We start from the raw sequence: 25,813 nt of genomic DNA on the forward strand, positions 1-25,813 counted from the left end.
CGCCACGCGGCTGGTGCGCTGGGAGCAACCCCTGCAGGTGCGCATCGCCGGCGTGAACGTGGCTCAGCACCGGCAGTTCACGCTGCGCGCGCTGAACGAGGTCGCCAGGGAATCCGGCCGGACGGTCGTGGACGTGACCGACCGGCCCGACGCCGCGGAAGTCGCCAACGTCAGCATCGAGATCGTGCCCGACTCCCAGCTCAGCGAGATGCAGCCCTGCGAGACGCGGCTGAACTTCAAGAGCGAGACCCGCATCGACTCCGTGACGATGAAGATGCGCAACATGGACGCGCGCCGCTGCGCCTATCACGAGTCCATGCACGTCATGGGCGTGCGCGGGCATCCGGAAGGCAACACGGTGCTGAGCTACTTCGCGACGCAGACGGAAGGCCTCACGCAACTGGACAAGGCGATGCTGCGTGCCTGGTACTCGCCCAAGGCCACCGGCGGCATGACACCCTTCGAGGTGCTGCCGATCCTGGCCGACGAGCTCGTGGCCGTGATGCCGGACAAGGCGCGCGCGGCGCAATCGCGTGACCGCTTCCTGGCGCGCACGATCGGCGAGATGCAGGCCTTCGCGGACGGGCAGGGCGACATCCCGACGATCGTGAAGCGCTCCGGCAAGTCCTCCGAGCGCGGCATCGCGATGGGCCGCCAGGAGATGAGCTACTTCCTGGGCGTGGCCTACCAGGACGGCGTGACCGTCTCCAAGGATCCGGCGCAGGCGCAGCGCTGGCTCCAGCGTGCCGTGAGCCTGGGCAGCCGCAGCGCGCAGACGCGGCTGGGCGCCGGCGCGGCGGCGACGTCCGGCAGCAATTGAGATCCCTGGTGGGCAACGAAGTTGCCCACCCTACGGGATACGAATCCACCGTGTAGGGTGGGCAAGCTTGGCTTGCCCACCTTTTGGCGCATTCCGAGTCCATTCGCTGCGGGTAAGTCCCCCTGTGCGCGATGCGTTCATGGAAGAAAATTCCATTTTTCGCATTTCCCCTCGGAGACCCCCATGCCCACGAGACGCCGTGTCCTCGTGCACGCCGGCAGCATGGCTGCCGCGCTTTGCGCCTTGCCGCTGGCGGCGCAGGACGACAAATCGCCCATCAAGCTGCTGGTCGGCGCGTCCTCCGGCACCGACTTCACCGCCCGACTGATCGCCGAGAAGCTGCGTGAAGCGCTGGGACGGCCGGTGGTGGTGATGCAAAAGCTCGGCGCCGGGCAGCGCGTCGCGCTCAACGAACTGCAGAAGGCGCCCCCCGACGGCCGCACGCTGATGCTGGTGACCAGCGCGCCCTTCTCGATCTATCCGCACATCTACACCAGGCTCGATTACGACCCGCTGAAGGACTTCACGCCGGTGGCCGGCGTGTCGGCCTTCGACGTCGGCATCGCCACCGGCCCCGCGACGGGCGCGGGCAGCATGAAGGAACTGGTGCAGTGGCTCCGCGCCAATCCGAAGCAGGCGACCTACGGCTCCGCGCCGGGCACCGGGTCGCTGTCGCACTTCGTCGGCATCTCGATGTCGCTCGCGCTGCAGCAGCCGCTCACGCACGTGCCGTACAAGGACAGCCCGATCGGCCTGCTGGACGTGTCCGCCGGCCGGCTGCCGATGATGATGACGGGCCTGTCGGGAATGATCGAGCTGCACAAGGCCGGCAAGATCCGCGTCATCGCGTCCTCGGGCAGCACGCGCTCGCCGCTGCTGCCGGACGTGCCGACGATGACGGAAGCGGGCGTCAACGTGAACACCACGTCCACGGTGGGCATCTTCGGGCCCGCCGGCATGCCGCCCGAAGTCGTGCGGCCGCTCACCGCGGCGATCATGGCCATCGCCAGCACGCCGGAGTACCGCGAGAAGCTGGCGCCTTTCAACGTGTTCCCCAAGCCAGCGACGCCGCAGGAGCTGATGGCGGTGCTGCAGGCGGAACACAAGCAGTACGCCGGCCTCGTCAAGGCCAGCGGCTACACCCCCGAGTGACGAAGGAGACCTCGACTTGACCGCGCAAGCAACGGGCCCGGCGCCCGGCAACTCCGAGATGATGACCCGCGTCGGCCCCGGCACCGTGATGGGCGACCTGATGCGCCGCTACTGGCTGCCGGCGCTCGCCTCCGGCGAACTGAAGCCCGACGGCGATCCGGTGCGCCTCATGCTGCTCGGCGAGAAGCTGATCGCCTTCCGCGATTCGAGCGGCCGCGTGGGCGTGATGGACCACCGCTGCCCGCATCGCTGCGCCTCGCTCTTTTTCGGCCGCAACGAGCACGACGGCATGCGCTGCGTGTACCACGGCTGGAAGTTCGACGTCGACGGCAACTGCCTGGACATGCCCAACGTGCAGAACGGCGACGAGCTCAAGGCGAAGGTGAAAGCCAGGGCCTACAAGTCGGCCGAGCGCGCCGGCGTCGTGTGGGTCTACATGGGACCGCAGGACCAGGTGCCGCCGCTGCCGATGCTGGAGGCCGCGATGGTGCCCGAGAGCGAGGCCAGCGTGCGCTTCGTGCAGCGTTCCTGCAACTGGCTGCAGGCGCTGGAGGGCGACATCGACACCTCGCACTTCGGATTCCTGCATGCCGGGCACGCCGGGCCGGACGACTTCCAGGACGACCACCCGATGCGGCACACGGTGACCAACCGGGCGCCGGAATACCATGTGACCGACACGCCCTGGGGCACCAGCTACGGCGCCTACCGCGAGGAAGCGGACGGCCGCATGTCCTGGCGCGTGGCCAACTTCCTGTTCCCCTTCTTCACGCAGGCGCCGAACTCGGACTTCATGAGCAACGTGGGCGTGCGCGCCTGGGTGCCGATGGACGACGAGCACACCATGGTGGTGATGCTGGGGTGGAAGAAGTCGCCGGGCGCCTACACCGGCATCCCGCTGAAGAACGGCAAGCCCATCCCCGGCTTCGCGCCGGCGGTGGACTACCTGCCGAACAGCACGGACTGGCACGGCCGCTGGCGGCCGGTGGCGCGTGCCGAGAACGACTACGAGATCGACCGCGAGGCGCAGCGCAGCAACGAGATCTACACCGGCATCCGCATGGTGTTCATGCAGGACCAGGCGGTCACCGAATCGATGGGCGCGATCACCGACCACTCCCTCGAGCACCTGGTGCCGAGCGACCAGATGGTGGCGCGCACGCGCCGCCGCGTGCTCAAGGCCGCAGTGGCGCTGCGCCAGGAAGGCACGCTGCCGCCCGGCGTGAGCGATCCGCAGGTGATGTGGGAAGCGCGCAGCGGCTCGTTCCATACGCCGGGGGAGGCCGATTGGCAGCAGGCCTATCGCGAGAAGCTGCGGGAGGCGACACGGGTGCCTCGCTAGGACGCCATCCTCGCGCAGGCGGGGACCCAGAGCATGAAAAAGCGGCGCAGCGCGCCGCTTTTTGCTTTGGGACGCCCTGGATCCCCGCCTGCGCGGGGATGACGGTTCATTGCGAGTAGAACCGCTCGAGGAAATCGAGCTGCGCCTGCCGCCAGTTCGCGCCGGGACGCACGGTGTCGCACAGCGAAAGATGGTTGTCGTCGCCCGGCCGATACGCCTCCCACCGCGGCACGCCGGATGTGTTCGGATCCCCGCTCGCCGCGAACGCCACCCACGCCTTGCGCATCGTCGCCGAGAGTGCTTCGTCGACCGCGTCGAAACGCGCCGTTTCGCCGGGCGGCGCCCGGTCGTAGTTGCCGAACGCGTGCGTCACCTCTTCGCCGTGATGCGGCCCGCCCTGCTGGTTCGGGCGGCGCCGTTCGAACAGGTACTTGAAGGTGCGCGGCTCCAGCCGCGCCATGCACTGGGCGAGCAGGCGCGTGCCGTAGTTGAACTGCGTGTCGGCGAACATGGCGGCCACTGCGGCACGCGCATCGGCATCGCCGCGCGCCGGATACAGCGCCATGGCCTCGGCCGCCGCCGGGCCGAAATTGGTGTCGACCTGCTGCCGGTACGCGGCCAGCGTGTCGGCCGGCCAGGTTTTCGTGAGCAGGGTGCCTTCGTCGCTGTTGCTGCCCACGATCAGCGGCATCGCGTTCATGCGCCCGGTGCGAAAGGCGGGACGTTCGTCCTCGGGCAGCAGCCAGCCGTCGCGGATGGGCCGCAGCACGCGCGGCGTGGTCAGGCCGCGCACGGACGGATTCAGCACCGAGGTGCGCGCCAGGACGTCGGTGGCCGATAGCGAGCGCAGGGTGGCGAGGTCCGGGCCGAGCTTCAGGCCCGCTTCCTCGGCTTCGCGCAGGGTCGCGAGCGGCCGACCCGCGCCCGGGCTGTGCAGGATCGCGCGGTCGAAGGCGCCGCGCGCGGACGGCGCGGCGAGCAGCAGGGAGATCGACGCGGAGCCCGCCGACACGCCGAAGGCCGTGATGCGGTCCGGATCGCCGCCGAAGCCCGCGATGTTCTCGCGCACCCACGCGAGCGCCGCCAGCTGGTCCAGCAGCCCATAGTTGCCCGAGACCTGCCGCGGCGATTCGCGGCTGAGGCCAGGGTGGGCCAGGAAGCCGAACAGGCCGCTGCGGTAGTTGAGTGTCACGACCACGGCGCCTTCCGCCGCGAGCCGTTCGCCGTCGGTGCGGAGGTCCGATCCACTGCCGGCGGTGAAGCCGCCGCCGTGGATCCACACCATCACCGGCAACTTCGCGTCGTGGCCCAGGGCGGGCGTCCAGATGTTGAGGTACAGGCAGTCCTCGTCCTGCCGCGGCGCCCGGTTGCGCGGATTCGCGGCCTGCGGGAAATCGGGCCCGAACGCCAGCGCGTCGCGCACGCCGTCCCAGCGCGGTGCCGGTTGCGGCGCGCGCCAGCGCAAGGCACCCACCGGCGCGGCGGCATAAGGAATGCCCTGGAAGACGGCGCCTTCCGCGCCCGAGCGCAGGCCGCGCAGGTGGCCGGACGCGGTTTCGATCGTGACGTACTCACCTGCAACGCGCATCGCGTTCCTCCGGAAAATCAGCGTCGTCCCAGCGAAGGCGTGGGGGGTTCGGCGGCGAGCCGGCGCCGCACTTCGGCCGCGAGCTCCACCAGCCGCTTGCCGTTGCGTTCCATGGCCGCCTGGGTCTGCTGCGTGGCGTTCGCCTGCGAGTTGAAGGCCATCAGCGTGCGGCCGTCGATGTGCACGAAAGGCGCGGCCACGGAATTGGTGGTCTTCTGGAAGGTGCCCGCGGCGATGCAGAAGCCGCGCCGGTCCACCTGTTCCACCGCGTCGTCGAGTTCGCCCTGCAGCTGCGGCCACTCCTTGCGGTAGTGGTCCTTCAGTTCGTCGTACAGCTGCCCGCGCTCCTGCGGCTGCATCGCGGCGATGCAGGCGCGGCCCATGGCCGTGCGGATCAGGGGCACGCGGAAGCCCACGCGCTGCCGGCGGTTGGGGTTGGTCTCGCCCAGCGCGTATTCCAGGTAGAGGATGCTCAGGCCCTCGTGCACGCCGAGGCCGACGTTGGTCTTCGTCCGCTCCGCCAGGTCTTCCATCAGCGGGCGCGCGATGGCGGGCACCGGCATGTTCACCAGATAGGGGTAGGCCAGGCTCACCACGCCGGCGGCGAGCTCGTACTTGCCGAATTCCGGCAGGTAGCGCAGGTAGCCCAGTTGCGTGAGCGTGTACGTCAGGCGCGAGACGGTGGGCTTGGGCAGCGCGGTGGCCGCCGCGATCTCGATGTTCCCGAGCAGCTTGCGGTCGAACTGGAAGGTCCGCAGGATCGCCAGCCCGCGGGCCAGCGCGTTGTTGAAACGCGGATCCTCGTCCTCCGTCCTGATCTGGATGCCTTCGGAATAATCCGGCAGGACCGGTTTGTCCTTGCGGCTGGGGCGCCCCACGTGTCCTCTCCTGTCATGCGTCCAACCCCGCAAGTCTACCGGCGTGTCGAGGCGGCCCATGGTCAGATGTCCAGGACGAGGACGGGATCCTTGCTGCCGGAGCAGCACACCATCATCACCTGGTTGGACTGCTTCTCCTCGTCGGAGAGCAGCGAGTCCCGGTGGTCGGGGCGGCCGGAGAGCACGCGCGTCTCGCAACTGCCGCAGATGCCCTGTTCGCAGGACGCCTGCACCGCGACGCCTTCCACCCGCAGGGTGTCGAGGATGGTGCAGCCCTTGGCGATGAAGATGCTGCGCCCCGCGCGCGCGAGCTGCACGGTGAAGCCGCCTTCGGCGGCGGCCGGCGCGGCGGCGCTGAAGCGCTCCAGGTGCGCGTGCCCCGCGGGACGGCCGGCGGTGGCGGATTCGAAGGCATCGAGCATGGGCGCCGGGCCGCAGCAGTACAGGTGCGCATCGGCAGGCGCGTTCGCCGCGATCGCCGCCAGCGGCAGCGGCGTGTTGCCGTGCTCGCAGTCCACGTGCAGGTGCAGGTTGCAGCCGGCGAGCACGTCGAGGAAGGCGGCTTCGGCGCGCCGGCGCACGCTGTAGTGCACCTCGAAGGAGGCGCCCAGCGCGCGCAGCCGCTGCGCCATGCAGGCGATCGGGGTCACGCCGATGCCGCCCGCGACCAGCACCGTGTGCGGCGCGGCCTCGTGCAGGGCAAAGTGGCTGCGCGGCCCGCCGAGCGTGAGCACGGTGCCGACCTTCAGCTGGTCGTGGATCCAGGCCGAGCCGCCGCGGCTCGCGGCATCGCGCTTGATGCCGACGACGTAGCGGTGCGTCTCCCCCTGCGGGTTGCACAGCGAGTACTGGCGCACCAGGCCGTTGGGCAGGTGCAGGTCGACGTGCGCGCCGGCCGTGAAGGCGGGCAGGGCGCGGCCATCGAGGGCGCAGAACTCGAACAGGTGGATGCCTTCGGCGGCGTAGCGGATCGCGGTGAGCCGCGCCTGGAGCGTCGCGGTGGCGGGCGTGGAGAAGGTGGTGGTCACGGGACTGCAGGCGTCCACGTCAGCTCCAGTCGGCGAAACACAGCCCGGTGCCCGTTCCGGCGGGCGTGCGATAGGCCGGGATGTATTCCATGCGGCGCAGCTCCAGGTGCTCCACGGCGCCCGCCATGCAGATCCAGTTGCGGATCTCGGAGCTGCCGGAGTTCAGCTGCCCGCGGGGCAGGGCGGCGATGCCGGCGACGTCGCGCTCGCGCAGCGCCTGCATGACGCGGCCGTCCAGGTCGGGGTCCACCGTGAAGTGGCTGAGGCCCCCCGAGGCCAGCACGCCGACGCGCAGCTCGCCCGGGAAGCGCTCCACCGCGGCGCGGATCGCCTGGCCCAGCTTGTAGCAGCGGGCCGGCGTCGGCTGGTTGGGCGGGTAGTAGGTGTTGAGGAACACCGGCACGACCGGGATCGTCTGGCCCGCCAGCAGCCGGTTGTGCACGAAGCCGAAGGCGTGGCCTTCGCCGTAGCCGGGCGCCAGCGTGTTGGCGCAGGACAGGTCGAAGTCCTCCAGTAGGTGCGCGATGAGGTGTTCCGCCAGCTTCGCGTCCACCGGGTAATCCCGCGGCACGTCGCGCTCGAAATATTTCGCGGAGGCGTAGCGCGCCCAGTCCGGCCCGGGGTGGCTCTTGAGCGGCACGTTGCGGATCGTCTCGCCACGGTAGAGCAGGATCGACGGCATGTTGTCGTCGTCGTAAAGCTCCTTCTGGTCGTCGCCCACGACGACCAGCGTGTCGAGCCTGGCGTTGCGCACCACCGCGCCGAGGCGCTCGAGTTCGGCCAGCGCCCGCTGGTGCTTGTCGGCGAAGGCTTCGGGCGTGAGCTCCGCGCCCAGCTCAGGCGGCGCCAGCTTTTCCAGCTCGGCGTAGCTCACCGGGCGCCCCTCCCGGGTCAGGTGCGGACGCTGGCGGTCGCGTTCGATGAAACGCCCCCAGTCCCCCACGGGCGCGTTGAGCATGGGCGTGTGCGACGTACCGATCCCCAGGACGATCTTGGACATGTGGTCTTGCGCCCCATGGGGGCATTCCGGTTGCGGTGTTCGAAAAATGGAATTAGATTTTGATTTAGATCAAAGCCGCCGTCAAAGAAAACCCCAAGACCGCATGGAGACGACCCCCCTGGGCCTGGAAGGCCTGTTCGTCCTCGAGCCCGTGGCGAGCTCGGACGACCACGGCCGCTACAGCTACTACTTCAGCGAACGCGACTTCGCCGCCGTGGGCGTGACGGCGCGCTTCGTGCAGGAGCACGCTTCGCGCTATCCGCTGCGCCACACGGTGCGCGGGCTGCATTTCCAGCAGCCGCCGCACGCGCAGACCAAGGTCGTGCGCGTGGCGAGCGGCCGCATCTGGGACGTCTGCGTGGACGTGCGGGTCGGTTCGCCCACCTATGGAAAACACGCATGCGTGGAACTCGCGGCGGGCGACTGGCGCCAGCTGCACGTGCCCCCGGGTTTCGCCCACGGCTTCTGCACGCTCGAGCCCGACACCGAGATCGCCTTTCGACTGACCGACTACAACAACCGCGACCACGCGGGCGGCCTGCTGTGGAACGACGCGGCGCTGGGCATTGCCTGGCCCTGCGGCGACCAGCCGGCCTGGGTGTTTCCCGCGGACCGGCAATGGCCGGCGCTGGCGGCGCTCGACTCCCCCTTCCACCCTTAGGAGACAAGACCCATGACCACCCGCCGCACCGCATTGCGCGGCCTTGCCGCCGGCGCCGCCGCCGCGCTGGCTGGCCCCGTGCTCGCGCAGGACAACACCGCCATCAACGTGCTGGTGGGCGCAGCGTCCTCGATGGACGCCACCGCCCGCCTCGTCGCCGACCAGCTGCGCAGCGCGCTGGGCCGCCCCGCCGTCGTCCTGAGCAAGCTCGGCGCGGGCCAGCGCGTGGCGCTCGGCGAATGCAAGCGCGCGGCACCGGACGGCCGCACCCTCGTGTTCGCCACCAGCGGGCCGTTCTCCGTCTACCCCTACATCTACAACAAGCTCGATTACGACCCGGTGGCGGACTTCACGCCCATCGTGGGCATCTCCTACTTCGACGTCGCGATCGCCACCGGCCCGATGACCGGCGCGGGCGACCTCAAGCAGCTGATGGAATGGCAGCGCGCGAAGAAGGACGCCGTGTTCGCTTCCGCGCCGGGCAACGGCTCGCTGTCGCATTTCGTGGGCATCTCCACCAGCCTGGCGACCAGGGTGCCGATGACGCACGTGCCCTACAAGGACAGCGGCGTCGGCATCGTCGACCTCGCCGCCGGCCGGCTGCCGATGCTGATCACCGGCCTGCAGCCCCTGATCGAGATGCACAAGGCCGGCAAGATCCGGATCATGGCCGTGTCCGGCGACGTACGCTCGCCGCTGGTGCCCGAAGTGCCGACGCTGAAGGAGGCCGGCGTCGACGTGGTCAGCAGCACCTACACCGGCGTGTTCGGCCCGGCGAAGATGCCTGCCGACGTGGTGAAGCGCCTGCACGACGCGATCGTGCCCATGCTGACCAACGCGGCGATGAATGAGAAGCTCGCGCAGCTCGCGATGACGCCGTGGCCGGCCACGGGCCAGCAGGTCTCGGCGCTGCTGGTCGAGGAACGCAAGCGCTTCGAGCACCTGGTCAAGGCCAGCGGCTACCAGCGGGAGGATGCGTGATGCGCCGGCGCGCGATGCTGCAGTCGGCGGCGGCCGGTGCGGCAGCGCTCGCACTGCCGGCGCTCCGGGCGCAGGAAGACAAGTCGCCCATCACCATCGTGGTCGGCGCCGGCGCTTCGGTGGAAGCCGCCGCGCGCATCGTGGCCGAACAGTTGAAGGAAGTGCTCGGCCGCACGGTGGTGGTGCTGCCGAAGTTCGGCGCCGGCCAGCGCATCGCGGTCGGCGAAGTGCGGCGCGCCGCGCCGGATGGCCGCATGCTTCTTTTCAGCACCAACGGTCCGTTCGCGATCTATCCGAACATCTACCGGAAGCTGGACTACGACCCGGTGGCGGACTTCACGCCGATCGCGGGTGTGTCCAGTTTCGACGTCGGCATCGCCACCGGCCCGGCCAGCGGCGCCACCGACCTGAAGCAGCTGATGGAGTGGGTGCGGGCGAAGAAGGGCGGCGAGATGGTGTTCGGTTCACCGGGCAACGGTTCGCTGTCGCACTTTGTCGGCCTGTCCATCGGGCTGGCGGCGAAACTCAAGACCGAACACGTGCCGTACAAGGACAGCGGCATCGGCGTGCTGGACCTCGCCGAAGGGCGCGTGCCGGTGATGATCACCGGCTCCAACAGCTTCGTCGAGATGCACAAGGCGGGCCGCGTGCGCCTGCTGGCCGTGTCCGGCGAGCAGCGTTCGCCGCGCACGCCCGACGTGCCGACGCTGAAGGAGGCCGGCCTCGACCTGAGCAGCGCTACCAGCACCGGCCTGTTCGGCCCGGCGCACCTGTCCCCCGAGTTCGCCAGGCGGGTGTCCGAGGCGGTGGCACCGCTGCATCGCTCGCAGGCGTTCCGCGACAAGCTCGCCGCCATCAGCATGACCGCGTGGCCCGCCACGCCGCAGCAGTTCGCCGCCTCGATCGCCGAGGAGCGCAAGCGCTTCGAACAACTCGTGAAGGCCGTCGGCTACCAGAAGGAGGACGCATGATGCGCCGCCGTACCGTATTGCATTCGCTCGCCGCGGGCGCCGCGGCCGTCGCCGCGCCCGCGCTGCGCGCGCAGGACAACTCGCCGGTCACGATCCTGGTGGGCGCCGCGTCCTCCATGGACTTCACCGCGCGCTTGCTCGCGGAGCACCTGAAAGACGCCCTGAACCGGCCCGTGGTGGTGGTCAGCAAGCTCGGCGCCGGCGGCCGCGTGGCGCTCAACGAGCTGAAGCGCTCGGCCCCCGACGGCCGCACGCTGATGTTCTCCACCAGCAGCGCCTTCGCGATCTATCCGCACGTCTACACCAAACTGGATTACGACCCGGTCGCCGACTTCACGCCGATCGCGGGCGTCAGCCTGTTCGACCTCGGCATGGCCACCGGGCCCATGACCAGCGCCGCCGACCTGAAGCAGCTGATGGCCTGGACCAAGGCCCAGGGTCCCGCCCCGGTCTACGGCGCGGCCCCGGGCGCCGGCTCGTCCTCGCACTTCGTCGGCATCGCGCTGGCGCAGGCGACGGGCTTGCCGCTCAAGCCCGTGCACTACAAGGACAGCGGCGTCGGTATCATCGACCTCGCTTCGGGGCGCCTGCCGATGCTGATCACCGGCACCAGCCCCGTCGCGGTGCAGCACAAGGCCGGCAAGATCCGGATGGTGGCCGTCTCCGGCGAGAAGCGCTCGCCGCTGGCGCCGGAAGTGCCTACGTTCAAGGAGCAGGGCTTCGACGTCGTGCTGGAGAACTCCGCGGCGCTGTACGGCCCGGCGAAGCTGCCGCGCGAGATCGTCGAGCGGGTGCATGCCGCGACCATGGCGATGCTGCAGCGGCCGGACGCGCTGGACAAGCTCGCCGGCCAGGGCATGACGCCGCAACCGCTGAACGGCACGCAGCTGGCCGCCTGGCTCGCCGCCGAGCGCAAGCGCTACGAAGGGCTCACCAAGGCGAGCGGCTACGTGCCGGAGACGCTGTGATCCTCGCCCTCGCACGCAAATTCCAGCAGGCCCGCAGCAACGGCGCCGACGCCCGCGGTGAGCTGCTCGCCTTGCTGCATCCCGAGGTGCGCTACATGGTGCTCGGCAAGGAACTGGCCGGCGCCGAAGCGGTGGCGGCCGAACTGCTGGCCGGCCATAACGGCGAACTGTCCCGCCGCCTCGACTGGCACGCACCGGAAAAGCATGGCCACGAGGTGCGCCTGGCGGGCGAGCGGCGCGCCGGCACGCGCGACCGCGGCCTGGTGGTCACGCTCGGCTTCGAGGGCGACGCCATCACCCTGGTGCAGGAGCAGCGCACGCCGGCGCCGCCGCCGGAAGCACAGCCCCTCGCTTTGCCGGAAGCCCTGAAGCGCCGCATCGACAACGCGCTGGCGGAGCGCCATCCGATGCTGATGTCGCACGTCGACGCGCAGGGCCAGCCGATCCTGAGCTTTCGCGGTTCGGTCCAGGTGTTCGGCGACGACCAGCTCGCGCTGTGGATCCGCGCAGCCGACGGCGGCTTCATCCGCGCCATCCGCGAGAACCCGCGCGTGGCGCTGATGTACCGCGACGAGGACGCCAAGGCCACCTACCAGTTCCAGGGCCGCGCGCGCGTGACGCAGGACGAGGCCGAGCGCCGACGCGTGTTCGAGCGCGCGCCCGCCGCCGAACGCGCCCACGACTTCGCGATGCTGGGCGTGGCCGTGGTGGTGGACCTCGACCGCGTCGAAGGTTATGCCGGCCTGGGCCCGCAAGGCCAGGTCGACGGCATCCGCATGCTGCGCGGCGCGCAGCCCCAATGAGCAACCGATTTCTGATGGAGCAACGATGACACCTCAAGACAGCCACGACCTCACCCGCGTGGGCCCCGGCACCGTGATGGGCAACTTCATGCGGCAGTACTGGATCCCGGCCGCCCGGTCCTCGGAACTGCAGAAGGACGGCACGCCGATCCGCTTGCTGCTGCTGGGTGAGAAGCTGGTCGCCTTCCGCGACTCCGAGGGCCGCGTCGGCGTGATGGACCACCTCTGCCCGCACCGCAATGCCTCGCTCGTGCTGGGCCGCAACGAGGAAGGCGGCATCCGCTGCATCTACCACGGCTGGAAGTTCGACGTGGACGGCCAGTGCGTGGACATGCCCAGCGTGGCGCCGCACCAGTGCTTCAAGGAGAAGGTGAAGGCCACCGCGTACAAGGCGGCGGACCGCAACGGGATCATCTGGGTCTACATGGGCCCGCGCCAGGACGATCCGCCGCCGATGCCGATGATCGAGGCGACGCTGCTGGACGAGAAGGACGTCGACATCCAGTTCATGATGCGCAGCTGCAACTGGATGCAGGCCCTGGAAGGCGACATCGACACCTCGCACTTCGGCTTCCTGCACGTTGGCCACCTCGATCCGGACGAGGTGCCGGAAGGCCATCCGCTGGAGCACACCGCCGGCGAGCGCGCACCCGAGTACCACGTGCGCGACAGCGCCTGGGGCACGACCTACGGCGCCTACCGCACGGTGAAGCCGGACACCTACTACTGGCGCTTCGCCAACTACATGTTCCCGTTCTGGACGCAGACGCCGCAGGGCGAGTTCCCGGTGAACATCCAGGCGCGCGCCTGGGTGCCGCTGGACGACACGCACACCATGGCGATCTTCGTGCGCCGCCGCACCGGCGGCCCGCGCAGCACGCTGGAGCCGCTGAAGAACGGCAAGCCGCTGGGCGGCGCGAGACCGGCGCCGGACTTCCAGCCCATCGACACCAGCTGGCTGGGCCGCTACCGCGTGGTGGCCAACGAGTCCAACGACTGGCTGATGGACCGCGAGGCGCAGCGCACCAACCGCATCTACTCCGGCATCGACCACATCGGCCTGCAGGACCAGGCGGTGACGGAAAGCATGGGGCCGATCACCGACCACATGCGCGAGCACCTCGGCCCCGGCGACCTGATGATCGCGCGCACCCGCCGGCGCGCGCTGCAGGCGGCGCGCGCCTTCGCCGCCGGCACGCCGGCCCCGGGCGTGAGCGATCCGGCGACGCTGATGGCCGCGCGCAGCGGCTACTTCGAGATGCCGACCTCGGTGGAGTGGCAGCAGGCCTACACGGACAAGATGCGCAGCGCGGAACGCGCGCTGAAGCAGGCGCAGGCGCAGGCGCAGCCGGAGGCGGTGCCGGCCAAGTGAGGATCGCCGCTGCGGGCGGCGTCAGGGAGCCGGCGCGCCCAGCAGCGACACGAAGCGGTCGATGCTGCCCGCCTCCAGGTAGGCGACGGCGCAGGCCAGCGCAGGATCCGGTGCCTTGATCGTGGCGCCGCAGCGGGCCTGCTCCACCCGCGCACGCGGTGCCTGCTCGCTTGCCGCGGCGGCCACGGCGGCGGCCGTCGGCGCCAGCAGTTCGACGTCGGGCGTGACGCCGGTGGTCTGCACCGCGCGGCCGGACGGCGCGTGGTAGTAGGACGTGGTGAGCTTCAGCGCGCCCTTGGTCTCCTCGCCGAGCGAGAAGGTCGTCTGCACCGTGCCCTTGCCGAAGCTGCGCTGGCCCATGACGACGGCGCGCCCGTTCTCCTGCAAGGCCGCGGCCACCAGCTCCGAGGCGGAGGCGGAGCGCCGGTCGATCAGCACCACCATCGGCACGCCGGGCAGCAGTTCGGCGGCATCGGCCTGCCAGCTGCGCTGGTTGCTCGGGGTGCGTCCGTGCAGCGACACGATTGCGCCCTGGCTGAGGAAAGTATCGGCCGTCAGCACGGCTTCGCGCAGCAGGCCGCCGGGATTGCCCCGCAGGTCCAGCACCACCGCGCGCGGCGCCTGCGTGGCGGTCGCTTCTTCGATCGCCCGCTGCAGCGCGGCCGACACCGCGCCGCTGAAGACGCCCAGGCGCAGCACCAGTACGTCGCCCTCCATGTTCCAGCGCAGGACCTGGCGGCGGATGATGTCGCGGGTGAGGGCGACCGTGAACTCCTGCGACCGGGCGCCGCGGCGGAGGGTGAGCGTCACCGGCGTGCCGGGGTGGCCGCGCATGCGGGCGATCGCGTCGGCGAGCGGCACGCCCGCCAGCGGCTGGTCGTCCACCCGCACGATCAGGTCGCCGCTTTGCACGCCTGCCTTCCAGGCGGGACCGTCAGGCACCGGCGCCACGACGCGCACCGCGCCTTCGCCCGCTTCCACTTCGAGCCCGAGGCCGCCGAAGTTGCCGCTCATGGAATCGCGGTCGTCGCCGCGGGCGCGCGGATCGAGGTAGCGCGAATAGTTGTCGAGCGTGCGCAGGGCGGCGTTCATCGCCTGTCCGAACACTTCGGCGGGCTCGGCCTCGCCGGCACGCGGCTGTTCGATCGATTGGCGGGCCGCCGCCGCGAGCTTGTGGAGGTCGACCTCGGTCGCGTAGCTGCGCTGCACCCGCTGCAGCACGGTGGCGAACAGTTCCTTGTAGAAGTCGGCCCGTTCGCCGGGGGGCAGCGCCCTCGCATAGGCCGCCTGCAGGTCGGTCACCGGGTCGTCGGTCGACGCGGCCGTCGACGCGGAGGCGGCGGTCGCGGCGAGCAGCACCCAGGCTGCGGCGGATGCGCGGAGCGTGGAGGGCAGGCGTCCCATGGTGCGGCAGAGAAGCGGCGACCGGCCCAGTATGACGTAAGCTTCGCCGCCATGCACACCAGAAAGATCGGGGCTTTCCCCGTCACCGCCATCGGCCTCGGCTGCATGAACCTCAGTCACGCCTACGGCACGCCGCCGCCGGCCGAGCAGGGCGAGCGCGTCCTGCGCGCGGCGCTCGATGCGGGCGTGACGCTGTTCGACACCGCCGCGCTCTACGGCTTCGGCGCCAACGAGACGCTGGTCGGCCGCGTGCTCAAGCCGCACCGCCACGCGTTCACGCTGTGCAGCAAGGGCGGGCTGGCCGGCGTGCCGGACGAGAACGGCGTGCTCAAGCGCGTGATCGACGGCCGCCCGGAGACGCTGCGCAGGAACTGCGAGGACAGCCTGCGCCGCCTGCAGACGGACGTGATCGACGTCTACTACCTGCATCGCTGGGACAAGAAGGTGCCGGTCGAGGAGAGCGTGGGCGCCATGAGCCGGCTGGTGGAGCAGGGCAAGGTGCGCGCGCTGGGCCTGTCGGAGGTGTCGGCGGCCACGATCCGCAAGGCGCATGCGGTGCATCCGATCGCCGCGGTGCAGAACGAGTATTCGCTGTGGACGCGCAATCCGGAGATCGCCTCGCTGCAGGCGACGAAGGAGCTGGGCATCGCCTTCGTGGCCTTCAGCCCTGTGGCGCGCGGTTTCCTGTGCGACGCCGTGCCCGACGTGACCGGTTTCGAGGCCAAGGACATCCGCCGCACCATGCCGCGCTTCGACGCCGAGAACCACGCGAGGAACCTGAAGCTGCTGCCCGCCTACCGGGAGCTCGCGCGCGAAGCGGGCTGCACGCCGGCGCAACTGGCGCTCGCCTGGTTGCTGCACAAGAGCGAGCACGTGATTCCGATCCCGGGCACCACCAGCGTCGACCACCTGGAGGAAGACCTGGCGGCGGCCGACGTGAAGCTGGACGCGGGACTGCTGCAGCGGCTGGAAGCCCTGGTCAACGAGAAGACGGTGGCCGGCAACCGCTACAGCGAACAGGCCAACCGCGAAGTGGACACCGAGGTGTTCTGATGCCGGAGATCCGCGTCCGCCGCGACGGCCACGTCGGCACCGTCACCGTGTCCAACCCGGACAAGTTCAACGCGATGACGGTGGCCATGTGGCAGGACCTCACGCGGGTGATCGAGGAGCTCGATGCGGATGCGGGCATCTCGGTGATCGTGCTGACGGGCGAGGGCACGCAGGCTTTCGTCTCGGGCGCCGACATCTCGCAGTTCGAATCCCAGCGGGGCGACGCCGAGGCGCAGCAGCGTTATGGAGACATCTACGATGCGGCATACCTCGCGCCGGTGCGCGCGGGCAAGCCGGTGATCGCGAAGATCCGCGGCATCTGCATGGGCGGCGGGCTGGGCCTGGCGGCCGGCTGCGACCTGCGCATCTGCGCGTCCGATGCGCGCTTCCGCATGCCGGCGGCGCGCCTGGGCCTGGGCTACAAACCGGCGGGTGTGGAGCGCTTCATCGCGCTGATCGGCGTGCAGGACACGCTGGACATCTTCCTCTCGGCCCGCGTCTTCGGGGCGGAGGAGGCCCTGCGCATGGGGTTCGTCAGCCGCGTGGTCGCGCCCGAAGAACTCGACCGTGCGGTCGGCGAGCTGGTGGGGAACATGGCCGACAACGCGCCGCTCACCATGAAGGCGGTGAAGCTCAGCGTGAATGCCTTCCTCGGCACGGCCCTGCGCGAAGAGGCGGAGGCGGCCGCCGGCGCGGCCAACGCCAGCGAGGACTACCGCGAGGGCGTGCGCGCCTTCGGCGAGAAGCGCAAGCCGGTCTTCCGCGGCCGGTAGGCGAACTTTCCGGTTCGCTCCGCATGCAGGTAAGTGCGGATGCCTCGTGCCGGTGCATGGGCCTAGAGTGGGCGGCCCCACAAATATAGGAGCGGCCCCCGCCGCCAGGAGACGAGCCATGCCCACCCCGTTCCGCCGGACCTTCCTCGTGTGCATGACGGCTGCCTTCGCGCTGGCCGGCGGCGCGGCGAGCGCGCAGATGCAGCCCTGGGAAAAGGAGCTGTACGACGCGGCGAAGAAGGAAAAGCCGGTCACCGTGTACACGGCCCACTACAACACCGAGGAGGCGGCCGCCCTGTGCAGCGCCTTCGAGAAGAAGTACCCGGACCTGAAGTGCAACTTCGTGCGCACGACCGCGCAGGTGGCCTACCAGCGGCTGCAGCAGGACATCCAGGCCAACACGCCGGTGGCCTCCGTCTTCAGCAGCACCGACGTGAGCCACTACCCGGAGCTGGAGAAGAAGGGGCTGCTGCAGAAGTACACGCCGCGCAATGCCGCCAACATGGTGGATTCGCTCAAGTCGTACAACGACAAGGACGGCCACTACTGGGTGACGGCCGCGGCGCTCATGCTCCTGACCTACAACACGCAGATGGTCGCCGAGAAGGACGCGCCGAAGAACTGGCCCGACCTGCTCGACCCGAAGTGGAAGGGCAAGGTGTCGATCGGCCATCCGGCCTTCAGCGGCTACGTCGGCACCTGGGTGGTGATGATGCAGAAGCTCTATGGCTGGGACTACTTCACCAGGCTGGAGAAGAACCAGCCGCAGATCGGCCGCTCGGTGAACGACACCGTGACGATGCTCAACTCCAAGGAGCGCGCGGTGGCCGCCGGGCCGGAGGCCACCACGCTCCTGAGCCGCGACAAGGGCAATCCGCTCGCGGTGGTGTACCCCACCGACGGCGCGCTGCTGATGGTGTCGCCCAGCGCGATCCCGAAGAACGCGCCTTCGCCGAACGCCGGCAAGCTGTACATGGAATTCCTGCTGTCGAAGGAAGCGGGCGAGGTGCAGGTGAAGTCGCACTCGCTCGCCGTCATGAAGGGCGTCGCGCCCGCGCCCGGCGCCAAGCCGCTGGAGCAGATCAAGGTGGCGCGGCCGACCGAGGACGAAATCACCAAGGGCATCCCCGAGGTGAAGGAGAAGTTCCGCGATACCTTCGGCATCTGAGCGCGGGCCCCGCGTTCCATGGCCTACGCCAAGACCACGCTCGAGGAGGCCAGCCTCCCCGGGCGGTTCGAGCAGCGCTGGAAGCACTGGGACAAGACGACGATCGTCTGGATCGTCGCCATCGCCTTCCTCGTCTTCCTGGTCGTCAATCCGCTGCTGCGGTTGTTCGTGGTCAGCTTCCAGGACGCCAACGGCGCCTTCACGCTCGCCAACTACGTTGCCGCCTACAGCCGCTCGCGCTACCTGGAGGCGCTGCTCAACTCGCTGATCCTGGGCGTGTCGGCCGGGGCGCTGTGCCTGGTGTTCGGCGTGCCCATGGCCTGGGCGCTGTCGCGCACCGACATGCCGTTCAAGGGACTGATCTGGATCGCGATCCTCGGCACCTTCATCATCCCGCCGTACCTCGGGGCGGTCGGCTGGATCCTGCTGGCGGGGCCGAACGCGGGCTGGTTGAACAAGGCCTGGATGGCGCTCACCGGCGCGGGCGCCGGCCCCTTCAACGTCTACTCGATGCCGGGGCTGGTGCTGGTGATCGCCTGCTACAGCTTCCCCTACGTCTTCGTGCTGACGAAGTCGGCGCTGGACCTGGTGTCGTCCGAGATGGAGGACGCGGCGAACATCCTGGGCGCGGGCAACCTGAAGACCACGCTGCTGATCACGCTGCCGCTGGTGCTGCCGGCGATCCTGGGCGCCTTCATCCTGGTGTTCCTGGAAGCGATCGCGCTGTTCGGCTCGCCGGCGCTGATCGCGCTGCCGGCGCGCTTCCACGTGGTGACCACGCAGCTGTGGCAGTTCTTCGAGTTCCCGCCCAAGATCGGCGTGGCCTCGGCGTATGCGATGCCGCTGCTGCTGATCACCGTCTTCCTGTTCTGGGTGCAGCGGCGCATCACGCACCGCAAGGGCTACGTGTCGCTCACCGGCAAGGGCGGCGAGCGGCGGCCGATGTCGCTGGGACCGTGGAAGTGGCTGATGCTGGGCTGGTGCCTGCTGGTGACCACGATGTCCTTCTTCATGCCGCTGGCGGTGATCTGCCAGGCGGCCTTCGCCAAGGCCTGGGGACGCGGCTTCTCGCTGGACAACCTGACGCTGCGCAACCTGCATGCGGTGCTGTTCGACAACGACCTGACGCGCACGGCCACGCTGCACACCTTCCTCTATGCGGGCGCGGCCTCGGCGATCGCACTGGTGCTGGCGCTGTGCGTCGCCTATGTCACCAACCGCAACCTGGTGAACCGGCACGTGAGCGGCGTGCTGGGCTTCCTGACCATGGCGCCCTTCGTGGTGCCGGGCATCGTGCTGGCGATCGGCTTCTACGCGGCCTACACGCGGCCGCCGCTGCTGTTGTACGGCACGGCGTGGATCCTGATCCTGGCCTTCACCACGCGCTTCCTGCCGATCGCCTTCGTCAACAGCAACGCGGCGATCCGCAGCATCAACCCGGAACTGGAAGAGGCCGTGCGCACGCTGGGCGGCTCGCGCCTGACGGCGATCCGCCACGTGGTGCTGCCGGTGCTCAAGCGCAGCATGGCCGGCGCCTTCATCCTGGTGTTCATCCCCGCCACGCGCGAGCTGAGCACGGCGATCTTCCTCTACTCGATCAATACGCAGGTACTCTCCGTTCTGCTGTTCGACAAGAGCGACGAAGGCAATTTCGAGATGCTCGCTTCCATCGGCCTGGTGCTGGTGGTGATCACGGTGGCCCTGATCCTGCTGGGATTCCGGCTGATGGGGCGCGACTTCATGCTGAGGAGGACGGTGGCATGAGCCAGTTGGTATTGCGCAATGTGTCGCGCACTTTCGGCGACTTCGTCGCCGTCGATGGCCTGAACCTGTCGCTGCGCGAGGGCGAGCTGGTGTCGCTGCTGGGGCCTTCGGGCTGCGGCAAGACGACGACGCTGCGCATGATCGCGGGCTTCATCTCGCCGTCGGCCGGCACCATCGAGCTCGATGGCAAGGTGATCTCCTCGCCGCAATCGAGCCTGCCGCCGGAAAAGCGCGGCATGTCCATGATCTTCCAGAGCTACGCGATCTGGCCGAACATGACGGTGGAGCAGAACGTCGCCTTCGGCCTGAAGCTGCAGAAGGTGCCGGCGGCCGAAGCGAAGCAGCGCGTCGACAAGATCCTCGACGTGGTGAAACTCAAGGCCCTGCGCGATCGCTACCCCGCCGAATTGAGCGGCGGCCAGCAGCAGCGCGTGGCGCTGGCCCGCGCGATCGTGGTGAATCCGGCGGTGCTGCTGCTCGACGAGCCGCTGTCCAACCTCGACGCCAACCTGCGCGAGGAAATGCGCTTCGAGATCCGCCGCCTGCACGACGAATTCCAGATGACCATGGTCTACGTCACGCACGACCAGGCCGAGGCGATGGTCACCTCCGACCGGATCGCGGTGATGAACAAGGGCCGCATCGAGCAGCTCGACGCGCCCTTCGAGCTGTACAGCCGGCCGAAGACGCGCTTCGTGGCGGGCTTCATCGGCCGCACGAACTTCCTGACCGGCGCGCGGCGCGAGGATGCCGTGGATTTCGGCGGCTTCCGGCTGCCGGCCCGCGCCTTGGCCGCCGATGGCCAACTGCCGGCGGAAGTGCAGGTGTCGATCCGCCCGCAGGCGGTGCAGCTGCTGCGCGACAGGCCCGCCGAGCGCGACGAGCGCTACTGCGTGCCGGCCAGCGTCCAGCGCCGCTCCTACCTCGGGGAGTCGTGGGATTACCACATCTCCCTCGCTCCGGCGCTCGAACCGATCCGCGTGACGGCGCGGCCGGGCGATGTCTTCGAAGTCGGGCAGACAATCTATGCCGAGTTCGACACTTCGCAGATCACCCTCGTCAGCTGACAGCAACGTCCACAAGGAAACCTCGCTCATGCCTCTGCCCCTCGAAGGCGTCCGTGTCCTCGACCTCACCAACGTCATGGCGGGTCCCTACTGCAGCATGGTGCTGGGGGACCTCGGCGCCGAGGTGATCAAGCTGGAAAGCCTGGACGGCGACAGCACCCGCAACTTCGAACCCAAGGTCAACGACGAGTCCTACTGCTTCGCGGTCCTGAACCGCAACAAGAAGAGCATCTCGGTGGACATGAAGTCCGCCGCGGGCAAGGACATCGTGATGCGCCTGGCTGCGCGCAGCGACATCGTGATGGAGAACTTCCGTCCCGGCGTGGTGAAGAAACTCGGGATCGACTACGAGAGCCTCAAGCAGGTCAATCCGGGACTGATCTACGCCTCGATGTCCGGCTTCGGCCAGACCGGCCCCTACGGGCGCAAGGGCGGATTCGACATCATCGCCCAGGGCATGTCCGGCATCATGATGATGACGGGCCACCCGGGCGGCCGGCCGGCCAAGGTCGGCATCGCCATGAACGACATCGCCTGCGGCGTGACCACGCTGTACGGCATCCTCGGCGCCTTCATCGGCAAGCTGCGCCACGGCCAGGGCCAGTACCTGGAGACCTCGCTGCTGGAAGCGGGCCTCGCCTGGAGCATCTGGGAATTCGGCGCCTGGTTCGGCGGAGGCGAGAAGCCCACGGCCACCGGCACGCGGCACCGCCGCTCCGCGCCTTACCAGGCCTTCCGCACGCAGGACGGCTACGTCACGGTGGGCGCCAGCGGCGACAAGCTGTGGCGCGCCTTCGTGGAGCAGGTGGTGCAGCAGCCCGGGTGGCTGGACGACGAGCGCTTCGCGCGCAACCCGCTGCGCGTGAAGAACGCCGATGCGCTGCAGGAGTTGATCGAAGCCATCTTCACCACGCAGCCGACGGCGCACTGGGTGGAAAAGCTGGACGCGGCCGGCGTGCCCGGCGGCCCGGTCTACACCTACGAGCAGACGATGTCGGATCCGCAGGTGCAGCACCGCCGCATGGTCTACGACATCGAGCACCCCGTGATCGGGCCGATGAAGACGCTGGGCCTGCCGGTGAAGTCCAACGGCGACCTGACGCAGATCCGCAAGCCGGCGCCGCTGCTCGGCCAGCACACCCGCGAGGTGCTGCGCGAGCTGGGCTACGCCGACGGCGACACCGACGGCATGTTGTCCAAAGGCGTGGTGAAGGCCACGGCGCTGCCGTGATCGCGCTGAAAACCGACCGCATGATCGCGCAGAAGGACGGCGCGGTCGGCTGGATCGTCTTCAACAACCCCGCGCGCCACAACGCCGTGTCGATGGCGATGTGGGAGGCGCTGGAGGAGATCGTCACGGACTACGCGGCCGATCCGGAAATTCGCGTGATCGTGGTGAAGGGCGCCGGCGAGAAGGCCTTCGTCTCGGGCGCCGACATCTCGGAGTTCGAGGAGAAGCGCTCCAGCGCCGAGACCACGGCGATCTACAACGAGCAGGCGCAGCGCGCGAACCATGCGCTGCGCCACGTGAACAAGCCGACCATCGCGATGGTCCGCGGTTACTGCGTGGGCGGCGGCGTTTCGCTGGCGTTGTCGTGCGACATGCGCATCGCGGCGGAGGGCTCGTCGTTCGCGGTTCCGGCGGCCAGGCTGGGACTCGGCTACGAGTTCGACGGCGTGAAGAAGCTGGTCGACGTGGTGGGTCCCGCGTTCGCGCGCGAGATCTTCTACACGGCGCGGCAGTTCACGGCGGCCGAAGCGCTGGCGATGGGGCTGGTGAACCGGGTGGTGCCGGTGGACGGGCTGGAGTCTTACGTGCGCGATTACGCGGCGGCGATCGCGGCCAATGCGCCCTTGACGGTGGCGTCGATCAAGACGCTGGTGGCGCAGACCTTGAAGCCGGAGTCGGAGCGGGACATGGCCTTGTGCGAAGAAGTCGTCGCGCAGTGTTTCGCCAGCCAGGATTACGTCGAAGGACGGCAGGCGTTCATGGAGAAGCGCAAGCCGAAGTTCCGGGGAAAGTGATGGTCATCCCCGCGCAGGCGGGGACCCAGGGCTTCCGCCTTCGTTTGCAATGCCCTGGCTTCCCACCTGCGCGGGAACGACGAGCGGAGGCACCCGGCTGCGCTCGCTGTGCAGCACATACAGGCCCGCCGCCACCAGCAAGCCGATGCCAGCCCACGCCACTCCATTCGGCACGTCGCCCCACACGACGAATCCCAGCACCAGCGCGAACAGCAGCCCGGTGTAACGGAAGGGCGCGATCACGCTCATCTCGCCGCTGCGCATCGCGACCGTCAGCAGGAAATAGCCGCTGGAGAGGAACGCGCTGGCCGTCGCCAGCAACGCGAGCTGTTGCCACGTCACCGGCTTCCAGTCCTGGAACAGCCCGAACACCGCAGCCAGCAGCGTGACCGCCACCGCGGTGCTCAGCGTGATCAGGATCGACGGGATGCTCCGGTCGATCGTGCGCGTCATCAGGTCGCGGCTCGCGTGCAGCAGCGTGCCGCCAAGGCAGAGCAGGGCGTAAGCGTTGAAGGCGGTGCCGCTTGGCTGCACCACCAGCAGCACGCCCGCGAAGCCGGTGGCGATCGCCATCCAGCGGCCCGCGCGGACCCGTTCGTTGAACGCGATCACCGCGAACAGCGTGAGAAACAGTGGCGTGGCCATGTTGATCGCCGTCGCATTGCCGATCGGCAGGTGGAACAGCGAGGTGAGGTAGGTCATGGTCGCGAAGGCGTCGAAGCCGGCGCGCAGCAGCACCTTGCGATCGAGCAGGGCGCGCATCCGGTCGGTCGCGCCCATCGCATGCGCGATCGCCAGCAGCAGCGCGGTGGCGAAGAGGCCGCGCACGACGATCAGCTGGGCGGCGGGAAGCGACTGGCTCACGAATTTCACGAGGGCGTCGTTGCTCACGAAGCTGGCCATGCCGGCCGCCATGGCCAGCACGCCGCGGCGGTTGGCGGCGCGCAGCGCCTCCGGGGCGGGGGATGTCATCGGGGAACGATCTTAAGGGGTGGCCAGCGAAGGCCGCCGCGGGCGCCGCCACGCAGGAATGCGGCTTCTTGAATGCGCGTCCCCGCGGGCGCATACTGGCTGGGTCCACTCGGCACGGGAGGACACCATGCCCGACAACACCTTCGAGAAGTCATGCGCCTACTGCGGGGCGTTCTTCCGCGTTTTGGTGCAGCACGGGCCGTTCGCGGACCACCTGGAGGAATACGCCTGCCCGGAATGCGGCATGCGCTACGAGACCGGCGCGGCGCACCGGCCCGGGGTGGAGTTGCTGGAAAAGCGGCGGGACGGCAAGACGGACCGGTACCAGGACACCATGTTCTAGGTCACCGCAAGCGCGCCGGCGACAACATCGCCTCGGTGAGCCCGAAGGCCGCGATCCTCCCCGGCAACGGCAGTCCCCTCGCCAGCGCCGCGCAAGCTTCGCCCATCGCCGGCGACGTCTGGATCCCGTAGCCGCCCTGGGCCGCCAGCCAGAAGAACCCCGGCGCCGCCGGATCGAATCCACCCACCAGGCCGCCATCGGCGACGAACGAGCGCAGGCCCGCCCAGGTGCGCGACGGCCGGCGGATCTCCAGCGTCGTCATCTCCTGGATGCGGGCGATCGCCAGCGCGATATCGAGCTCCTCCGGCTGCACGTCCTGCGGCGGCACGGGGTCGGCGTTGGCGGGCGAGCCGAGCAGCATGCCGGCGTCCTGCTTGATGTACCAGGACTCGTCGGCGCCGATCACGCAGGGCCAGGCGCGCGTGTCCATGCCCGCGGGCGGCGCGAAGGTGAAGGCAGAGCGGCGCTTGGGCTGCAGGCCGATGGAGGGCACGCCCGCGAGCCCGGCGACCACGTCGCACCAGGCGCCGGCCGCATCGATCACCACCGGCGCGCGCCAGGTGCCGGCCCTCGTCGTCACTTCCCAGTCGCCACCGATGCGGGCGAGCGCGGTGACTTCCGCATCGCACATCACCGATCCGCCCGCGTGGCGCAGGCCGCGCAGGTAGCCCTGGTGGATGGCATGCACGTCCATGTCCATCGCGCCGGGCTCCAGCACCGCGCCGACCAGGCGTTCGCGGCGCAGCGCCGGCACCATCGCCAGCGCCTCGTCGGGCGTGAGCCGGCGCGCATGCGGCGTCATGGCGCGCAGCAGGTCCCAGTGCGCCGCGAGTTCCCGTTCCTGGCCGGGCTGGGCCACCAGCAGGCAGCCGCGCGCGGCGAGCACCGGATGTTCGGCGAAGCCCGCCGGCGGCTGCTCGAGGAAGGCGCGGCTCGCGCCGGTCAATGCCCGCACCTGCGGCGTGCCATAGCTTTCCAGGAAGAGGGCGGCCGAGCGGCCGGTGGAGTGGTAGCCGGGCTGCGACTCGCGCTCCAGCACCACTACGCGGCCGTGCGGCGCCAGGAAGTAGCCGACCGAGGCGCCGGCGATGCCGCCCCCGACGACGAGGTAATCCGTGCTTTCGCTCATGTGGTTAGCATGCTAACGCCGCTACACTCGCGGCATGTCCCGCATTCTCACCGCTGCCGGCCGCTTCGCCGCCCGCGCCGTGCTGCTGTCGGCGCTGGCCGTGACGGGCGCCCTGGCCGAGTCGCCGGCACCGCCGCCGCACGATCCGATGACGCAGATGCTCCCCGATGCCAAGGGCGCGGTGGGCTGGTCCCTGCTGGCGAAGACCGCGATCCGCAAGGTCGACGGCAAGCTGGGCCCCGACTTCCCCGCGGCGCTGCGGCCCCTGAACGGCAAGACGGTGAAGCTGCAAGGCTACATCCTGCCGCTGGAGGCCGGCCAGACGCACCGGCGCTTCCTGCTGTCGGCGTGGTCGCCGAGCTGTCCGTTCTGCCTGACCGCCGGCCCCGAGGCGATGGTGGAAGTGAAGGCGCGCAAGGAAGTGAAATACTCGCTCGAACCGGTGGTGGTGCAAGGCCGGCTCGAGCTGCTGGAGAACGACGCGTCCGGCATGTTCTACCGGCTCGTCGAAGCGGAGCCGTCCGCGCTCTGATCGCATTTTTCCCAACCCG

24 protein-coding genes and 1 pseudogene are annotated in these 25,813 nt (G+C 69.5%); 18 read left to right on the forward strand and 7 right to left on the reverse strand.

Going from position 1 to position 25,813, the window contains the following annotated elements; genetic code table 11:
• From VF522_RS17175 to VF522_RS17185, 3 genes and pseudogenes are all read left to right on the forward strand, one after another.
• Positions 1 to 820: pseudogene (locus tag VF522_RS17175) on the forward strand (hypothetical protein); the annotation flags it as partial.
• A gap of 183 nt (positions 821 to 1,003) precedes the next feature.
• The gene (locus tag VF522_RS17180) at positions 1,004 to 1,972 is read left to right on the forward strand and encodes a Bug family tripartite tricarboxylate transporter substrate binding protein (RefSeq protein ID WP_330909518.1); all 969 of its coding nucleotides are present in this window, start codon (positions 1,004 to 1,006) and stop codon (positions 1,970 to 1,972) included.
• A gap of 16 nt (positions 1,973 to 1,988) precedes the next feature.
• Positions 1,989 to 3,314, forward strand: a complete 1,326-nt coding sequence (locus VF522_RS17185) for a Rieske 2Fe-2S domain-containing protein (RefSeq protein ID WP_330909519.1) — start codon at positions 1,989 to 1,991, stop codon at positions 3,312 to 3,314.
• A 106-nt stretch (positions 3,315 to 3,420) separates the two neighbouring features.
• On the opposite strand, the gene VF522_RS17190 is transcribed toward VF522_RS17185, so the two are convergent.
• From VF522_RS17190 to VF522_RS17205, 4 genes are all read right to left on the reverse strand, one after another.
• Positions 3,421 to 4,902, reverse strand: coding sequence for a carboxylesterase/lipase family protein (locus VF522_RS17190; RefSeq protein ID WP_330909520.1), 1,482 nt, complete (start codon positions 4,900 to 4,902; stop codon positions 3,421 to 3,423).
• A 17-nt stretch (positions 4,903 to 4,919) separates the two neighbouring features.
• Positions 4,920 to 5,780 carry an IclR family transcriptional regulator gene (locus tag VF522_RS17195; protein WP_330909521.1) on the reverse strand — a complete coding sequence of 287 codons (861 nt, stop codon included), beginning with the start codon at positions 5,778 to 5,780 and terminating at the stop codon, positions 4,920 to 4,922.
• A gap of 62 nt (positions 5,781 to 5,842) precedes the next feature.
• Entirely contained in the window at positions 5,843 to 6,826 is a 984-nt protein-coding gene (locus VF522_RS17200; RefSeq protein WP_330909522.1) for a PDR/VanB family oxidoreductase, read from the reverse strand.
• Position 6,827: 1 nt separating this feature from the next.
• Positions 6,828 to 7,808, reverse strand: a complete 981-nt coding sequence (locus VF522_RS17205; protein WP_330909523.1) for a protocatechuate 3,4-dioxygenase — start codon at positions 7,806 to 7,808, stop codon at positions 6,828 to 6,830.
• Between the two features lie 103 nt (positions 7,809 to 7,911).
• Here VF522_RS17205 and rfbC point away from each other — a divergent pair, with 103 nt between their 5' ends.
• The 6 genes from rfbC to VF522_RS17235 are packed head-to-tail and all read left to right on the forward strand — an operon-like array spanning position 7,912 to position 13,564.
• Entirely contained in the window at positions 7,912 to 8,469 is a 558-nt protein-coding gene (rfbC, locus tag VF522_RS17210; protein ID WP_330909524.1) for a dTDP-4-dehydrorhamnose 3,5-epimerase, read from the forward strand.
• Between the two features lie 12 nt (positions 8,470 to 8,481).
• On the forward strand, positions 8,482 to 9,450 hold the full coding sequence (locus VF522_RS17215; protein WP_330909525.1) for a Bug family tripartite tricarboxylate transporter substrate binding protein: 969 nt from the start codon (positions 8,482 to 8,484) through the stop codon (positions 9,448 to 9,450).
• Positions 9,450 to 10,421 carry a Bug family tripartite tricarboxylate transporter substrate binding protein gene (locus VF522_RS17220; protein ID WP_330909575.1) on the forward strand — a complete coding sequence of 324 codons (972 nt, stop codon included), beginning with the start codon at positions 9,450 to 9,452 and terminating at the stop codon, positions 10,419 to 10,421. Before VF522_RS17215 ends, VF522_RS17220 begins: the two co-directional genes overlap by 1 nt.
• Complete coding sequence (locus VF522_RS17225; RefSeq protein WP_330909526.1) at positions 10,418 to 11,389, forward strand: Bug family tripartite tricarboxylate transporter substrate binding protein; 972 nt, start codon at positions 10,418 to 10,420, stop codon at positions 11,387 to 11,389. The genes VF522_RS17220 and VF522_RS17225 overlap by 4 nt, the downstream gene beginning before the upstream one ends.
• A complete protein-coding gene (locus VF522_RS17230; RefSeq protein WP_330909527.1) occupies positions 11,386 to 12,192 on the forward strand; it encodes a pyridoxamine 5'-phosphate oxidase family protein in 807 nt (268 codons plus the stop codon). The genes VF522_RS17225 and VF522_RS17230 overlap by 4 nt, the downstream gene beginning before the upstream one ends.
• Before the next feature lie 25 nt (positions 12,193 to 12,217).
• The gene (locus tag VF522_RS17235) at positions 12,218 to 13,564 is read left to right on the forward strand and encodes a Rieske 2Fe-2S domain-containing protein (protein WP_330909528.1); all 1,347 of its coding nucleotides are present in this window, start codon (positions 12,218 to 12,220) and stop codon (positions 13,562 to 13,564) included.
• A gap of 21 nt (positions 13,565 to 13,585) precedes the next feature.
• Here VF522_RS17235 and VF522_RS17240 read toward each other — a convergent pair whose 3' ends face one another.
• On the reverse strand, positions 13,586 to 14,968 hold the full coding sequence (locus tag VF522_RS17240; protein WP_330909529.1) for a S41 family peptidase: 1,383 nt from the start codon (positions 14,966 to 14,968) through the stop codon (positions 13,586 to 13,588).
• 51 nt (positions 14,969 to 15,019) lie between these two features.
• Here VF522_RS17240 and VF522_RS17245 point away from each other — a divergent pair, with 51 nt between their 5' ends.
• The 7 genes from VF522_RS17245 (at position 15,020) to VF522_RS17275 (ending at position 22,818) form a co-directional block, all read left to right on the forward strand.
• Positions 15,020 to 16,021, forward strand: a complete 1,002-nt coding sequence (locus tag VF522_RS17245; RefSeq protein ID WP_330909530.1) for an aldo/keto reductase — start codon at positions 15,020 to 15,022, stop codon at positions 16,019 to 16,021.
• Positions 16,021 to 16,794 (forward strand): enoyl-CoA hydratase, encoded by a 774-nt coding sequence (locus VF522_RS17250; protein WP_330909531.1) that lies wholly within the window; start codon positions 16,021 to 16,023, stop codon positions 16,792 to 16,794. The genes VF522_RS17245 and VF522_RS17250 overlap by 1 nt, the downstream gene beginning before the upstream one ends.
• Before the next feature lie 118 nt (positions 16,795 to 16,912).
• Positions 16,913 to 17,962 (forward strand): ABC transporter substrate-binding protein, encoded by a 1,050-nt coding sequence (locus tag VF522_RS17255; RefSeq protein ID WP_330909532.1) that lies wholly within the window; start codon positions 16,913 to 16,915, stop codon positions 17,960 to 17,962.
• An 18-nt stretch (positions 17,963 to 17,980) separates the two neighbouring features.
• Entirely contained in the window at positions 17,981 to 19,726 is a 1,746-nt protein-coding gene (locus tag VF522_RS17260; protein ID WP_330909533.1) for an iron ABC transporter permease, read from the forward strand.
• A complete protein-coding gene (locus tag VF522_RS17265; protein ID WP_330909534.1) occupies positions 19,723 to 20,793 on the forward strand; it encodes an ABC transporter ATP-binding protein in 1,071 nt (356 codons plus the stop codon). The genes VF522_RS17260 and VF522_RS17265 overlap by 4 nt, the downstream gene beginning before the upstream one ends.
• A gap of 28 nt (positions 20,794 to 20,821) precedes the next feature.
• Positions 20,822 to 22,024 carry a CoA transferase gene (locus VF522_RS17270; protein ID WP_330909535.1) on the forward strand — a complete coding sequence of 401 codons (1,203 nt, stop codon included), beginning with the start codon at positions 20,822 to 20,824 and terminating at the stop codon, positions 22,022 to 22,024.
• Entirely contained in the window at positions 22,021 to 22,818 is a 798-nt protein-coding gene (locus VF522_RS17275; protein WP_330909536.1) for an enoyl-CoA hydratase, read from the forward strand. Before VF522_RS17270 ends, VF522_RS17275 begins: the two co-directional genes overlap by 4 nt.
• A 3-nt stretch (positions 22,819 to 22,821) precedes the next feature.
• Here VF522_RS17275 and VF522_RS17280 read toward each other — a convergent pair whose 3' ends face one another.
• Positions 22,822 to 23,790, reverse strand: a complete 969-nt coding sequence (locus VF522_RS17280; RefSeq protein ID WP_330909537.1) for a DMT family transporter — start codon at positions 23,788 to 23,790, stop codon at positions 22,822 to 22,824.
• A gap of 127 nt (positions 23,791 to 23,917) precedes the next feature.
• Here VF522_RS17280 and VF522_RS17285 point away from each other — a divergent pair, with 127 nt between their 5' ends.
• On the forward strand, positions 23,918 to 24,133 hold the full coding sequence (locus VF522_RS17285) for a hypothetical protein (protein ID WP_330909538.1): 216 nt from the start codon (positions 23,918 to 23,920) through the stop codon (positions 24,131 to 24,133).
• A gap of 1 nt (position 24,134) precedes the next feature.
• Here the strand turns inward: VF522_RS17285 and VF522_RS17290 are convergent, their stop codons facing one another.
• Positions 24,135 to 25,262: an FAD-binding oxidoreductase gene (locus VF522_RS17290; RefSeq protein WP_330909539.1), complete on the reverse strand. Its 1,128-nt coding sequence runs from the start codon at positions 25,260 to 25,262 to the stop codon at positions 24,135 to 24,137.
• A 34-nt stretch (positions 25,263 to 25,296) separates the two neighbouring features.
• Between VF522_RS17290 and VF522_RS17295 the strand changes: the two genes are divergently transcribed.
• Complete coding sequence (locus VF522_RS17295; protein WP_330909540.1) at positions 25,297 to 25,794, forward strand: DUF3299 domain-containing protein; 498 nt, start codon at positions 25,297 to 25,299, stop codon at positions 25,792 to 25,794.
• Positions 25,795 to 25,813: the final 19 nt, after the last annotated feature.

The organism is Ramlibacter sp. (genome assembly GCF_036383835.1).
Taxonomy (GTDB): domain Bacteria; phylum Pseudomonadota; class Gammaproteobacteria; order Burkholderiales; family Burkholderiaceae_C; genus Ramlibacter.

Excerpts from the sequence above, each read along its gene's own strand:
- VF522_RS17180 (WP_330909518.1), top strand. The coding sequence starts at position 1,004 with ATGCCCACGAGACGCCGTGTCCTCGTGCACGCCGGCAGCATGGCTGCC.
- VF522_RS17190 (WP_330909520.1), bottom strand. The coding sequence starts at position 4,902 with ATGCGCGTTGCAGGTGAGTACGTCACGATCGAAACCGCGTCCGGCCAC.
- VF522_RS17205 (WP_330909523.1), bottom strand. The coding sequence starts at position 7,808 with ATGTCCAAGATCGTCCTGGGGATCGGTACGTCGCACACGCCCATGCTC.
- rfbC (WP_330909524.1), top strand. The coding sequence starts at position 7,912 with ATGGAGACGACCCCCCTGGGCCTGGAAGGCCTGTTCGTCCTCGAGCCC.
- VF522_RS17215 (WP_330909525.1), top strand. The coding sequence starts at position 8,482 with ATGACCACCCGCCGCACCGCATTGCGCGGCCTTGCCGCCGGCGCCGCC.
- VF522_RS17220 (WP_330909575.1), top strand. The coding sequence starts at position 9,450 with ATGCGCCGGCGCGCGATGCTGCAGTCGGCGGCGGCCGGTGCGGCAGCG.
- VF522_RS17225 (WP_330909526.1), top strand. The coding sequence starts at position 10,418 with ATGATGCGCCGCCGTACCGTATTGCATTCGCTCGCCGCGGGCGCCGCG.
- VF522_RS17235 (WP_330909528.1), top strand. The coding sequence starts at position 12,218 with ATGACACCTCAAGACAGCCACGACCTCACCCGCGTGGGCCCCGGCACC.
- VF522_RS17240 (WP_330909529.1), bottom strand. The coding sequence starts at position 14,968 with ATGGGACGCCTGCCCTCCACGCTCCGCGCATCCGCCGCAGCCTGGGTG.
- VF522_RS17245 (WP_330909530.1), top strand. The coding sequence starts at position 15,020 with ATGCACACCAGAAAGATCGGGGCTTTCCCCGTCACCGCCATCGGCCTC.
- VF522_RS17250 (WP_330909531.1), top strand. The coding sequence starts at position 16,021 with ATGCCGGAGATCCGCGTCCGCCGCGACGGCCACGTCGGCACCGTCACC.
- VF522_RS17255 (WP_330909532.1), top strand. The coding sequence starts at position 16,913 with ATGCCCACCCCGTTCCGCCGGACCTTCCTCGTGTGCATGACGGCTGCC.
- VF522_RS17260 (WP_330909533.1), top strand. The coding sequence starts at position 17,981 with ATGGCCTACGCCAAGACCACGCTCGAGGAGGCCAGCCTCCCCGGGCGG.
- VF522_RS17265 (WP_330909534.1), top strand. The coding sequence starts at position 19,723 with ATGAGCCAGTTGGTATTGCGCAATGTGTCGCGCACTTTCGGCGACTTC.
- VF522_RS17270 (WP_330909535.1), top strand. The coding sequence starts at position 20,822 with ATGCCTCTGCCCCTCGAAGGCGTCCGTGTCCTCGACCTCACCAACGTC.
- VF522_RS17280 (WP_330909537.1), bottom strand. The coding sequence starts at position 23,790 with ATGACATCCCCCGCCCCGGAGGCGCTGCGCGCCGCCAACCGCCGCGGC.
- VF522_RS17285 (WP_330909538.1), top strand. The coding sequence starts at position 23,918 with ATGCCCGACAACACCTTCGAGAAGTCATGCGCCTACTGCGGGGCGTTC.
- VF522_RS17290 (WP_330909539.1), bottom strand. The coding sequence starts at position 25,262 with ATGAGCGAAAGCACGGATTACCTCGTCGTCGGGGGCGGCATCGCCGGC.
- VF522_RS17295 (WP_330909540.1), top strand. The coding sequence starts at position 25,297 with ATGTCCCGCATTCTCACCGCTGCCGGCCGCTTCGCCGCCCGCGCCGTG.